The organism is Paraburkholderia sp. J63, assembly GCF_905220245.1.
Lineage (GTDB): Bacteria > Pseudomonadota > Gammaproteobacteria > Burkholderiales > Burkholderiaceae > Paraburkholderia.
Genome location: NZ_CAJMZF010000010.1, coordinates 69,958 through 82,579, shown reverse-complemented (window position 1 = coordinate 82,579; position 12,622 = coordinate 69,958). Strand labels below are relative to the sequence as shown.

General features: G+C 66.0%; 11 protein-coding genes. 5 read left to right on the top strand and 6 right to left on the bottom strand.

The window, feature by feature from the left end; genetic code table 11:
* Positions 1-43: 43 nt before the first annotated feature.
* Positions 44-754 carry a YggS family pyridoxal phosphate-dependent enzyme gene (locus U5775_RS13430; RefSeq protein WP_322058724.1) on the top strand — a complete coding sequence of 237 codons (711 nt, stop codon included), beginning with the start codon at positions 44-46 and terminating at the stop codon, positions 752-754.
* Positions 755-776: 22 nt separating this feature from the next.
* Complete coding sequence (gene proC / locus U5775_RS13425; RefSeq protein ID WP_322058616.1) at positions 777-1,592, top strand: pyrroline-5-carboxylate reductase; 816 nt, start codon at positions 777-779, stop codon at positions 1,590-1,592.
* Between the two features lie 105 nt (positions 1,593-1,697).
* On the opposite strand, the gene ubiA is transcribed toward proC, so the two are convergent.
* The 6 genes from ubiA to recG all read right to left on the bottom strand — a co-directional run bounded on the left by ubiA (position 1,698) and on the right by recG (position 9,256).
* Complete coding sequence (ubiA, locus tag U5775_RS13420) at positions 1,698-2,561, bottom strand: 4-hydroxybenzoate octaprenyltransferase (protein WP_322058615.1); 864 nt, start codon at positions 2,559-2,561, stop codon at positions 1,698-1,700.
* A 300-nt stretch (positions 2,562-2,861) separates the two neighbouring features.
* The gene (locus U5775_RS13415) at positions 2,862-3,350 is read right to left on the bottom strand and encodes a Dps family protein (protein ID WP_322058614.1); all 489 of its coding nucleotides are present in this window, start codon (positions 3,348-3,350) and stop codon (positions 2,862-2,864) included.
* Positions 3,351-3,534: 184 nt separating this feature from the next.
* The gene (locus U5775_RS13410; RefSeq protein WP_322058613.1) at positions 3,535-3,711 is read right to left on the bottom strand and encodes a hypothetical protein; all 177 of its coding nucleotides are present in this window, start codon (positions 3,709-3,711) and stop codon (positions 3,535-3,537) included.
* A gap of 171 nt (positions 3,712-3,882) precedes the next feature.
* Positions 3,883-5,340, bottom strand: a complete 1,458-nt coding sequence (locus tag U5775_RS13405; protein ID WP_322058612.1) for a catalase — start codon at positions 5,338-5,340, stop codon at positions 3,883-3,885.
* A gap of 406 nt (positions 5,341-5,746) precedes the next feature.
* Complete coding sequence (locus U5775_RS13400; protein WP_322058611.1) at positions 5,747-6,706, bottom strand: hydrogen peroxide-inducible genes activator; 960 nt, start codon at positions 6,704-6,706, stop codon at positions 5,747-5,749.
* 204 nt (positions 6,707-6,910) lie between these two features.
* Positions 6,911-9,256, bottom strand: coding sequence for an ATP-dependent DNA helicase RecG (recG, locus tag U5775_RS13395; protein ID WP_322058610.1), 2,346 nt, complete (start codon positions 9,254-9,256; stop codon positions 6,911-6,913).
* A 238-nt stretch (positions 9,257-9,494) separates the two neighbouring features.
* On the opposite strand from recG, the gene queA reads away from it, so the two are divergent.
* The 3 genes from queA (at position 9,495) to yajC (ending at position 12,511) form a co-directional block, all read left to right on the top strand.
* On the top strand, positions 9,495-10,556 hold the full coding sequence (gene queA / locus U5775_RS13390) for a tRNA preQ1(34) S-adenosylmethionine ribosyltransferase-isomerase QueA (RefSeq protein WP_322058609.1): 1,062 nt from the start codon (positions 9,495-9,497) through the stop codon (positions 10,554-10,556).
* A 96-nt stretch (positions 10,557-10,652) separates the two neighbouring features.
* On the top strand, positions 10,653-11,867 hold the full coding sequence (tgt, locus tag U5775_RS13385; protein WP_322058608.1) for a tRNA guanosine(34) transglycosylase Tgt: 1,215 nt from the start codon (positions 10,653-10,655) through the stop codon (positions 11,865-11,867).
* 314 nt (positions 11,868-12,181) lie between these two features.
* Complete coding sequence (gene yajC / locus U5775_RS13380; protein ID WP_028216134.1) at positions 12,182-12,511, top strand: preprotein translocase subunit YajC; 330 nt, start codon at positions 12,182-12,184, stop codon at positions 12,509-12,511.
* Positions 12,512-12,622: the final 111 nt, after the last annotated feature.

Sequence of the window (12,622 nt, the reverse complement as noted above, 5' to 3'; positions counted from 1 at the left end):
AACGCGCGCGAGCGCGGCAACTCCGCAGCCGGCCTCCATGCCGATGACCGATTTCGCTCACAATCTCGAAGCCGTCCACCAGCGCATCGCCGCCGCCGCGCGCAATGCGGGCCGCGCGCCGGAATCCGTCGCGCTGCTCGCGGTCTCGAAGACCTTCCCCGCGCAGGACGTGCGCGCCGCCCACGCTGCGGGCCAGCGTGCCTTCGGCGAGAACTACGTGCAGGAAGCCGTGGACAAGATCGAGGCGCTCGCCGACTTGCGCGCGAGTCTCGAATGGCATTTCATCGGACCATTGCAGTCGAACAAGACGCGCCCTGTGGCGGAGCGTTTCGACTGGGTGCATTCCGTCGACCGTCTCAAGATCGCGCAGCGCCTTTCCGGGCAGCGCCCGGCCGGCATGGCGCCGCTCAACGTCTGCCTGCAGGTGAACGTGAGCGGAGAAGCGACCAAGAGCGGCGTGGCGCCGCAGGAAGCCGCGCAGATCGCGCACGCGATCGCCGCGTTGCCCAACCTGCGCCTGCGCGGGCTGATGTCGATTCCCGAGCCCGAACCCACGCTCGACGCGCAGCGCGCGCAGCACCGGCGCTTGCGCGAACTGTTCGAGTCGCTGCAAGAGTCACTGCGCGCCGATGGCGTCGCGCTCGACACGCTCTCGATGGGCATGTCGGCGGACCTCGAAGCCGCCGTGCTCGAAGGCGCGACCATCGTGCGCGTCGGCACAGCCATCTTCGGGACGCGCGATTACTCTCACTGATTCACTCACGTACTCCATCACCATGAAAATTGCCTTCATCGGCGGCGGCAACATGGCCGCTGCAATCATCGGCGGCTTGATCCGCAAAGGCGTGGCCGCCAGCGACCTGTATGCGATCGACCCCAACGACGACGTCTGCAAGCGCAATGCCGATCAATTCGGCATCCGTACCGGCACGGCCGCCGACGCCGCGCTTGGCGAATACGATGCAGTCCTGCTCGCGGTGAAGCCGCAGATCGCCAAGGCGGTGGCGCAATCGCTCGCGCCGCACCTGGGCGCGCATCAGGTCGTGATCAGCATCATGGCGGGCATCCGCATCGAGGACCTCTCGCGCTGGCTCGGCGGCCACGCGCGCATCGTGCGCACGATGCCCAACACGCCCGCGCTGATCGGCATGGGCGCGACGGGCCTCTTCGCCGGCGACAGCGTCGATGCGGCGGGCCGCGAGCTGGCGTCGAAGGTGCTCGGCGCGGTCAGCCAGGCGGTCTGGGTCGACGACGAGAGCAAGATCGACGCCGTCACGGCCATCTCGGGCAGCGGCCCGGCCTACGTGTTCTATTTCATCGAAGCGCTCGAAGAAGCCGCCCGCCAGCTCGGCATGGACGAGCAGCAGGGCCGCGCGCTCGCCATCGCCACCTTCACGGGGGCGGCGCAGCTCGCGCTGCAATCGGACGAGCCGCCCGCGGTGCTGCGTGAGCGCGTGACGTCCAAGGGCGGCACCACGGCCGCGGCGCTCGCTTCGTTCGACGCATCGGCCATCAAGGACGCGATCGTGCGTGGCGCGCTCGCTGCGGACGCGCGTGCGAAGGAGATGGGCGCGGAGTTCGGCAAACAGTAATTCGAGCCGCACCCCATGCGCACGACGCGCGTGGCCGCATCGCACACGTAAAAAAAGCGCCCAAAGGCGCTTTTTTTACGTCCGTTCCAGGCAGAGCCGGATCGCTCACATGCCCGCGGCCGCATAGTGGGCCGCAATCCCGACGAAAAGCGCGCCGCCGAGCCAGTTGTTGTGGCGGAACGCCGCGAAGCACGGCATGCGCTCGCGGTCCTTGATGAGCGTGTAGTGATAGATCGCGCAGCCCACCGCCGCCGCCCAGCCCAGCCAGTAGAGCACGCCAAAGTGCAGCGCCACACCCACCCAGACGTAGATGCCGAGCGTAAGCGCATAGCAGAGCATGATCGCGAGCACGTCGAAGCGGCCGAACGTGAGCGCCGACGTGCGGATGCCGATCCTGATGTCGTCGTCGCGGTCGACCATCGCGTATTCGGTGTCGTAGGCCACCGACCAGAACACGTTCGCCACGAGCATGATCCACGCGAGCATCGGCACGTGGTCCTGAATGGCGGCGAACGCCATCGGAATGCCGAAACCGAACGCGATGCCCAGATACGCCTGAGGAATCGCGAAAAAACGCTTCGTGAACGGGTACGAGCCCGCCACGAACAGCGCCACCACCGAAAGCTCCTTGGTGAGCGCATTGAGCGGCAGGATCAGCAGAAACGAGACGAATGCGAGCGCAACCGCAATCGCCACCGCCTCCCATGCGCGGATGCGGCCCGAGGTGATCGGGCGCTCGGCCGTGCGCTTCACGTGGCGGTCGAAGTCGCGATCGGCGTAATCGTTGATCGCGCAGCCCGCCGAGCGCATGAGCACCGTGCCCACCGTGAAGATCACGAGCAGCGAAAGCGTGGGACGGCCGTTCGAGGCGATCCACAGCGCATTGAGCGTCGGCCATAGCAGCAGCAGGCTGCCGATCGGCTTGTCCATGCGGACGAGCCGCAGATAGAGTGGAAGTCGGGCGAACATGATGGGAGCGGGAAAAACGATGCCGCTATTGTAGGCGAGAGCCGCGATGCTACGCCGGCTCATCATCGTCGTCGCGCGCCGAAATTCGGGCGCGATGGGTCAGCGCGACGGGTGGCCCGCAATGGATCGGCACAGGATCGGCACAATGCGCGCGCCATGACGCGCGCCACGCGGCCATAAAAAAGCCCGCCGGTCTGCCAGCGGGCTTTGCACTTCAGTGACTGCACCAACGCGAAAATCCGCGGGCGCGAGCGGGTATAACCTCACCGCGCCCCGGCCGCGCCGGCATCGAGGTCAGGATCAAGCCAGCATCGAGCGCAGCATCCACGCGGTCTTTTCGTGCGTCTGCATGCGCTGCGTGAGCAGGTCCGCAGTCGGCTCGTCGTGGGCGGCTTCCGTCGCCGGGAAAATCTCGCGCGCGGTGCGCACCACGGCTTCCTGGCCTTCCACGAGCTGGCGGATCATGTCCTCGGCGGCCGGCACGCCGTCGGCTTCCGGAATCGACGAGAGCTTCGCGAAGTCCTTGTAGCTGCCCGGCGCGTGCACGCCCAGCGCGCGAATGCGCTCGGCGATGGCGTCGACGGCCAGCGCCAGTTCGTTGTACTGCGTCTCGAACATCAGATGGAGCGTGTTGAACATCGGCCCCGTGACGTTCCAGTGGAAATTGTGCGTCTTCAGATACAGCGTGTAGGTGTCCGCGAGCAGGCGCGAAAGACCTTCCGCGATCTTCTTGCGATCCTTGTCGCCGATGCCGATGTTCACGTGCTGCACAGTAGATTTTTTGGCCATGAGAACTCCTTTTTGTAGCAGTGAGACGACCGATCCCTCAACGCGCTCGCGCCGATGCAACCTGCGGCACGCGCGCGCCAGACCGGTGGTCAGTGTAGCGTAACGATTTCGTGTGGCCGATCGTCCGGCCCTTCATGGGGGCTTTCAGTCCGGCGCGCGATGCTCCGTGCGCGGTGATGCGAACTCAGTGACCCAGCAAGTGCGCGAGCCCTTGCGTGGCGAGCGCCACGAAGCCGCTCGCCACGATCGCGAAGCCCACCGCGCGGCGCACCGCCTGCGTACCCTCGGCGCGCGTGCGCGCCATTGCGGCCGCGCGGCCGGGGCCCACGGCTTTGAGTGTCATCGTCATCGTCCTGGTCATGATCGTGCTCCTGTCCCGTGCAAAGCTTGACGCTGCGTCAACGGCGGCGCGCAATGGCGCTCCGCCGCGACTTCCGGTACTTGCCCGCGTACGCAGATGCGCGTTGTCCGCGGGCGGCGGCCGTGTGCCCGAAGCGACACTGCGCCGCGCCCTTTCCACTTACTTCGCGGCTTACTTCGCCGCCTTCCGCCCCTCGGCGAGCGTGGCAATCGCCGCGATCACGCCTTGCGCATACGCCGGATCGGCGCGGCGGAAATGCTCGATCTGCCGCTGCACGATCTCGTCGGGCACGCCCGCGATGGCGCGCGCGATATTCGCGAAGAGACGCTCGCGCTGCCCCGCATCGAAGAGACGAAACAGCGCGCCCGGCTGGCTGTAGTAATCGTCGTCCTCGCGGTGATCGTAGTGATCGACCGCCCCCGCTGCGAGCGCCGGCTCGCCGGCTTGCGGACGCTGCGCGAAGTCGCCTGCGCGGCTCGGCTCATAGTTCACGGTGCCGCCGAGGTTGCCGTCGGTGCGCAGCGCGCCGTCACGGTGAAACGAGTGGAACGGGCAGCGCGGCGCATTCACCGGAATCTGGTGATGATTGACGCCGAGGCGATAGCGCTGCGTATCGCCATACGAGAACAGACGCCCCTGCAACAGACGGTCCGGCGAGAAGCCAATGCCCGGCACCACGTTCGCGGGCGTAAAGGCGGCCTGCTCGACATCGGCGAAATAGTTCTCCGGATTGCGGTTCAGCTCGATCGTGCCCACGTCGATCAGCGGGTAGTCCTTGTGCGGCCACACCTTCGTGATGTCGAACGGGTTGTACGGCACCTTGGCGGCATCGGCCTCGGGCATCACCTGAATGCGGAAATGCCACTTCGGGAAATTGCTTTTCTCGATCTCGTCGTAGAGATCGCGTTGCGCCGATTCGCGGTCCTGCGCAACCACCTGCGCCGCTTCGGCGTCGGTGTAGTTCGCGACGCCCTGCGCCGACTTGAAGTGGAACTTCACGTAAAAACGCTCGTTGCTCGCGTTGATGAACGAGAACGTGTGCGAGCCGAAGCCGTGCTGCTGCCGGTAGTTCTTCGGAATGCCGCGATCGCTCATGAGGATCGTGACCTGATGCAGCGACTCCGGATGACGCGCCCAGAAGTCCCACGCGGCGACGTTGTTGCGCAGGTTCGTGCGCGGATCGCGCTTTTGCGTGTGGATGAAGTCCGGAAACTTGAGCGGGTCGCGGATGAAGAACACGGGCGTGTTGTTGCCGACCACGTCCCAGTTGCCCTCTTCCGTGTAGAACTTGATCGAGAAGCCGCGCACGTCGCGCTCGGCGTCGGCGGCGCCGCGCTCGCCCGCGACTGTCGAAAAGCGCATGAAAAGCGGCGTTTCCTTGCCGACTTCGCTAAACACCCTGGCCTTCGTGTAGCGCGAGATGTCGTGCGTGACCTTGAGCGTGCCGAACGCCCCCGAACCCTTCGCATGCACGCGGCGCTCGGGAATCACTTCGCGGTCGAAGTGCGCGAGCTTTTCGAGCAGCCACACGTCCTGGAGCATCACCGGGCCGCGCGGGCCGGCGGTGAGCGAGTTCTGATTGTCGACGACGGGTGCGCCTGCGGCGGAGGTGAGGGTGCGGTCGGTCATTATGGATTCCTGACGAGTGCGGTGAATCGGTGCGGTGGGGGCGGCTGCGTTCAATGCGTGGTGCTGGCCGGTACGCCGGCAGACGACGTCAGGCGGACAGCGCCCGGTCGACGAGCAGCGAGAACGCGACGGTGCGCAGGGTCGGGATGACGCGGGTTTGGGCCAAAGTGGCGGCGGGGTTCGGAACGTTGGTTTGCATCGCTTTCTCCAGTTCGTCGCGGTTTGGATCGGTTGGAGAAACTGTATCAATTGCTATCGATATACGTAATTTAATTTATTTAATCTATCGAATAGGCGCGGCTTATTGGGGTCGCAAGACAAAGATCACAGCAGGAAGCTGGGCGGGCGAACGCCGCACACCAGGAGAGAAAGCGCTGCGTGCACTCGACGCGCAGCGCCGTAAACTTCAAGCCGCCTCGGCAGGCGCCTCGACCTTCTTCACCCCCGGCAGCTCGCAGGCATGAATTGCATCGACAATCGCCTCGATCGCCGGCATGCGCGTAAAGCTCTTGCGCCACGCGAGCACCACGCGGCGGTCCGGCACCGGTTCGTCGAACGGCACGTAAGAGAGCAGCCCCGAGTCCACGCCGCCCGCATGCGGCTTCACCTCGGTGACCGACATGCGCGGCAGCACCGTGATGCCCACGCCGCTCGCCACCATGTGGCGAATCGTCTCCAGCGACGACCCTTCGAACGTCTTCTGGATGCCGTCGGCGTTCTGCGAAAAGCGCATCAGCTCGGGGCAGACGCCCAGCACGTGATCGCGGAAGCAATGGCCGCTGCCGAGCAGCAGCATGGTTTCCTGCTTGAGGTCGTCGGGGTCGATCTTTTCGCGCTGCTCCCACGCATGGCCCGACGGCAGTGCGACCACGAATGGCTCGTCGTAGAGCGCGCGCAGCGTGAGGCCGGTTTCGGGAAACGGCAGCGCCATGATCGCGACGTCGATCTCGCCCTGCTTGAGCAGCTCGATCAGCTTGAGCGTGTAGTTCTCCTGCAGCATCAGCGGCATCTGCGGGACGCGCTTGATCATCTGCTTGACGAGCGTGGGCAGCAGATACGGCCCGATCGTGTAGATCACGCCCAGACGCAGCGGCCCCACGAGCGGATCCTTGCCCTGCTTGGCGATTTCCTTGATCGCGAGCGTCTGCTCGAGCACGCGCTGGGCTTGAGTCACGATCTGCTCGCCGATGGGGGTCACGCTGACTTCGCTCGTGCCACGCTCGAAAATTTGTACGTTGAGCTCGTCTTCGAGCTTCTTGATCGCGACCGAGAGGGTTGGCTGGCTCACGAAGCACGCCTCGGCGGCCCGTCCGAAGTGGCGCTCGCGGGCGACCGCTACGATGTATTTCAATTCAGTGAGCGTCATTTCATTGGGGACCAATCAAAAAGGGTGAATCAATAGTTTGTACTTATACACCTATGGCGGCGATTCGCCAATAATCAACACCCCCAAGCGGGGCGGGATCACATACAGGGTCTGACGGCGTGGCGGCGCGCAGGTTCCGCTCACGTAGCTTTGAGATGAGAGGGAGTCTGGCAAGCGCCCGCGAGGGCCCAGACCAAGCCGGCGCTAAGCCTTCAGATACTGCTCGCGCGCACCGAGCCAGCGGTTCAGATGCTGGGTCACGACGTGCGGCCACTCGCGCAGTAGACACTCCGCCGCATCGCGCGCGGGGTCGATCAGCCAGGCGTCGTTTTCGAGGCTCGCGAAGCGCAGCATGGCCGCGCCCGACTGGCGTGCGCCGAGGAATTCGCCGGGACCGCGGATTTCCAGGTCGCGGCGTGCGATCTCGAAGCCGTCGGTGGTCTCGCGCATGGTCTGCAGACGCGCGCGGCCCGTGAGCGACAACGGCCCCGAGTAGAGCAGCACGCACACCGACGCCGCCGTGCCGCGCCCCACCCGTCCGCGCAACTGGTGGAGCTGCGCGAGCCCGAAGCGCTCGGCGTGCTCGATCACCATCAGCGAGGCATTGGGCACGTCCACACCCACTTCGATCACCGTCGTGGCGACCAGCAGTTGCACTTCGTTGCGCGAGAACGCGTCCATCACGGCGGCCTTGTCCGCGGACGCCAGGCGCCCGTGCACGAGCCCGACCGTGAGCTCCGGCAGCGCGGCCACGAGCGTCTCGTAAGTCTCCACCGCGGTCTGGAGCTGCAGCGTCTCGCTTTCCTCGATCAGCGGACACACCCAGTACACCTGGCGCCCCGTGAGCGCCGCCGCGCGCACGCGCGCGATCACTTCTTCGCGGCGCGCGTCGGAGACGAGCTTCGTGAGAATGGGCGTGCGGCCGGGCGGCAATTCGTCGATGGTCGAGACGTCGAGGTCCGCGTAGTACGTCATGGCGAGCGTGCGCGGAATGGGCGTCGCGGACATCATCAGTTGATGCGGCTGAAACTCGCGCGCAGCGGTAGCGGTGCCCTCCGTTGCAGCGGCGAACGTCTTCGCGTTTTGCGCCTTGGCGCGCAGCGCGAGACGCTGCTCGACGCCGAAGCGATGCTGCTCGTCGACGATCACGAGACCGAGCCGCGCGAATTCCACGGCGTCCTGAATGATCGCGTGCGTGCCGATCACGAGTTGCGCGGTGCCGAGCGCCGCGGCTTCGAGCGCGGCGCGCTTTTCCTTGGCCTTGAGGCTGCCCGAGAGCCAGGCCACCTGCACGCCGAGCGGTTCGAGCCAACCGCGCAGCTTGCGCGCGTGCTGCTCCGCGAGGATTTCGGTGGGCGCCATGAGCGCGGCCTGGTAGCCGGCGTCGATGGCCTGCGCGGCGGCGAGCGCCGCCACCACGGTCTTGCCGCTACCCACGTCGCCCTGCAGGAGGCGCTGCATCGGGTGCGGCTGCTCGAGATCTTGCGCGATCTCCCCGACCACGCGCTCCTGCGCACCCGTGAGCTTGAACGGCAGCGCCGCGCGCAGGCGCGCGAGCAGCGCGGTGCCGGAATCGCGTCCGGCCACGTGGCGCGCCATCGCGGGCGCGGCGCGCGTGCGGCGCTCTTCGTGTGCGCGCTTGAGCGAGAGCTGCTGCGCGAGCAATTCGTCGAACTTGATGCGGGTCCACGCGGGGTGCGTGCCGTCGATCAGTTCGTGCTCGTCCGCATCGATGGGCGGGTGGTGCAGCGTCTTCACCGCCTCCATCAGCGGCGGCAGATTGAGCGGCGCCATGAACTCGCGCGCGACGGCTTCGGGCAGCAGCTCGGGCAACGAAGCGCGCGACAGCGCGTTGTCGATCGCCTTGCGCAGGTACGCCTGGCTCACGCCCGCCGTCGACGGATAGACCGGCGTGAGCGCCTGCGGCAGCGACGTGTCGCCTTCCACCACGCGCACCGCCGGGTGCACCATCTCCATGCCGAAAAAGCCGCCGCGCACGTCGCCGCGCACGCGCAGACGCTTGCCCACGGCCATCTGCGTGACCTGCGAGCCGTAGAAGTTCAGAAAGCGCAGATGCAGCTCGTCGCCGCTCGCGTGGTCCGGGTCGCGCAGCTTCACGAGCAACTGGCGGCGCGGGCGATAGGCGATCTCGTTGTCGTACACCACGCCCTCGGTCTGCGCCACGCCGCCCGGCAGCAGTTCGCCGATCGGCGTGAGCGTGGTCTCGTCCTCGTAGCGCATCGGCAGATGCAGCACGAGGTCGATGTCGCGCGTGAGGCCGAGCTTGGCGAGGCGGTCGGCGGTTTTAGCAAGCTTGGGCTTGTCTTTTGCCGTGGGCTTGTCGGCGGCTTTGTCGGCAGCTTTGTCGGTGGCCTGCCCGGTGGCCTGATCGGCGGAGCGCTTCCTGGCAGCGCGTTTGCGCGGCGCGGCGGCCTGCCTGTCGCCCGCCTCGACATCGGCCGCGCGCGACCCGCGAGGCTCGCGCACGTCATCGTGCGCGTCGCTGGCGGCATCGGCTTCGGAGATCAATCGGCTAACGGACGAGGGCATGAGCAGCTTCGCAAGTACAATATCGGCTTTCCGGCAACGCGCCGCGCGTGACGCGCGGCCGCCCGCTCCAGTCAGGCACTCTCAAATGGGCATGTCCCGCAATCATAGCCGCTGACTGTGCGCGGGCGGGCATTGCGGAGGCTTTTTGGGGCACAACCGGGCATCTCGCCTGGCGCTTCGTCTGCTCAAAGCCGCCGCGCGCCGGGTCTTAAGCCGTATTTCCGTTTCATCAGGCCGCATGTTCAAGCTTTCCGATTTCGACTTCGATCTTCCTCCCGAACTGATCGCGCAAACCGCCCTGCCCGAGCGCAGCGCGAGCCGTCTGCTGGAGGTCGACAATGGCGTGCAACCGGCACGCCTCACCGACCGCCGCTTCGCCGATCTGCCCGCGTGCATCGCGCCCGGCGATCTGCTCGTCTTCAACGACACCAAGGTGCTCAAGGCACGCTTCTTCGGCCAGAAGGCCAGCGGCGGCAAGATCGAGGTGCTCGTCGAGCGCCTGACCGGCGCGCGCACGGCGCTCGCGCAGATCCGCGCGAGCAAGAGCCCGGGCCCGGGCACCGTGCTGCGTCTGGCCGATGCGTTCGACGTCACCGTGGGCGAGCGCGTGGAGCCGTTCTACACGCTGCATTTCCCCGACGACTGCCTCACGCTGATCGAGCAATTCGGCCGTCTGCCGTTGCCGCCCTATATCACGCACGACGCCGACGCGAGCGACGAGACGCGCTACCAGACCGTATTCGCGCAAAATCCGGGCGCGGTCGCCGCGCCCACGGCGGGCCTGCATTTCGACGATGTCCTGCTCGCGCAGCTCGACGCGCAAGGCGTGGAGCGCGCCACGCTCACGCTGCACGTGGGCGCGGGCACGTTCCAGCCGGTGCGCGTGGAGAACATCGCCGATCACACGATGCACAGCGAGTGGTATCAGCTGCCGCAGTCGCTCGTCGAGAAGATCGCGGCCACGCGTGCGCGCGGCGGCCGCGTGATCGCGGTGGGCACGACCTCGATGCGCGCGCTCGAAGCGGCCGCGCGCGACGCCGAACGCGAAGGCCGAGAACTCGCCGCCACGTCCGCCGAGACCGACATCTTCATCACGCCGGGCTACAAGTTCCGCGTGGTGGACCGGCTCGTCACGAACTTTCACCTGCCGAAGTCGACGCTCCTGATGCTCGTTTCGGCGTTCGCGGGCATCGAGACGATTCGCGCCGCGTACCGTCACGCGATCGCGGAGCGCTATCGCTTCTTCAGCTATGGTGACGCGATGCTGTTGACGAGAACCGAAGACGCGCTCAATACCTGAGGCGCCCGCACACCCTTTCCCCGCTGCCGCGCAGAGTGCGCGACGGCGTTTCAACCATTGCGCCGGACTGTTTTCCGGTTGCACAGGAGTTACCGCATGACCGACGGTCATCAACAAAGCAACGCACGCGCCGAACACGGCGCATACCTGGGCGAACGCCCGCGCATTGATCAATTCAGCGGCCTCAAATTCGAGCTGCTCGGCACCGACGGCCTCGCGCGCCGCGGCCGCGTCACGCTCAATCACGGCGTGGTCGAAACGCCGATCTTCATGCCCGTGGGCACCTACGGCACGGTCAAGGCGACCCAGCCGCGCGAGCTCGAAGAGATGAAGGCGCAGATCATCCTCGGCAACACCTTCCACCTCTGGCTGCGCCCCGGTCTCGAAACGATCGAGGCGCACGGCGGCCTGCACCGCTTCATGGGCTGGAACCGGCCGATCCTCACCGATTCGGGCGGCTTCCAGGTGTTTTCGCTCGGCGACCTGCGCAAGATCTCGGAAGACGGCGTGCGCTTCGCCTCGCCCGTGAACGGCGACAAGCTGTTCCTCTCGCCCGAAGTCTCGATGCAGATCCAGAAGGTGCTGAATTCGGACATCGTCATGCAGTTCGACGAGTGCACGCCCTACGCGACCAATAGCGTGCCCACGACGCACAAGGAAGCCGCCGACTCGATGCGCATGTCGATGCGCTGGGCGCAGCGCTCGATCGACGAGTTCAACCGTCTCGGCAATCCGAATGCGCTCTTCGGCATCGTGCAGGGCGGCATGTTCGAGGACCTGCGCGACGAGTCGCTCGCCGGCCTCTCGCAGATGCCGTTCCACGGCTATGCGATCGGTGGTCTTTCGGTGGGCGAGCCCAAGGAAGACATGATGCGCGTGCTCGAGCACATCGCGCCGAAGCTGCCCGCCGACAAGCCGCACTATCTGATGGGCGTAGGCACGCCCGAGGATCTGGTGGCGGGCGTGGCCGCGGGCGTCGACATGTTCGACTGCGTGATGCCCACGCGCAACGCGCGCAACGGCTGGATTTTCACGCGCTTCGGCGACATCAAGATCCGCAACGCCGTGCACCGCAACTCGCTGCGCCCGCTCGACGAGCAGTGCGGCTGCTATACCTGCCGCAACTTCACGCGCGGCTATCTGCACCATCTGCACCGCGTGGGCGAGATCCTCGGCGCGCAGCTCAACACGATCCACAACCTGCACTACTACCTCGAGCTGATGAGCGAGATGCGCACGGCGATCGAGACGAAGACGTTCGCGGCGTTCCGCCAGCGTTTCGCGGAGAACCGCGCGCGCGGCGTGGATTGAGCGCGACCCGGCCGTGGCGCTGACCGGCGGCACTTTCGAAGGTTTCCGATATCGGGACACGGCAGGCGCCGCCAGACTTTACAATTGCCTTTCGCTTTGCCGACGCGGCATGAGCCGTTCATCTGCCGTTCATGAACGTTTTCCCGTCCTGGCCACACGCACCACACCGCGCCCGGACGGGCAAATACGTGATAACAGCTTGATCGGAAAGCCCATTTTGCGTCGTCGTCGCGTATCTTGCCGGTGGTAGAATAACCGGCTCGCTTTTTGATCGTATCTTTGATCGTAGTGATCGTATAAACGGAGAGACCAACGTGTCGTTTATTTCCAATGCCTTCGCCCAAGGCTCCGCAGTCGGTGGTGCAGAATCGAGCCTCATGAGCTTCCTGCCGCTCATTCTGATGTTCGCCGTGCTGTACTTCATCATGATTCGTCCGCAGATGAAGCGCCAGAAGGAACACCGCAACATGCTCGCCGCCATGGCCAAGGGCGACGAAGTCATCACGAGCGGCGGCATCGTCGGCAAGGTGACCAAGGTCAGCGAAGCCTATGTGGGCGTCGAAATCTCGGACGGCACGGAAATCACCGTGCAGAAGTCGGCGGTCTCGACCATCCTGCCGAAGGGCACGATCAAGTCGCTCTAAGCCTGAAGCCCTCGATTTTCCTGGCCGCCCCTATCCGCGCGGCCTTGCGCGTCCGGCCCCGCCACCGAAACGCCCGCGAGGCGCATCATGGAGGCCCGGTCGGACGCGCGC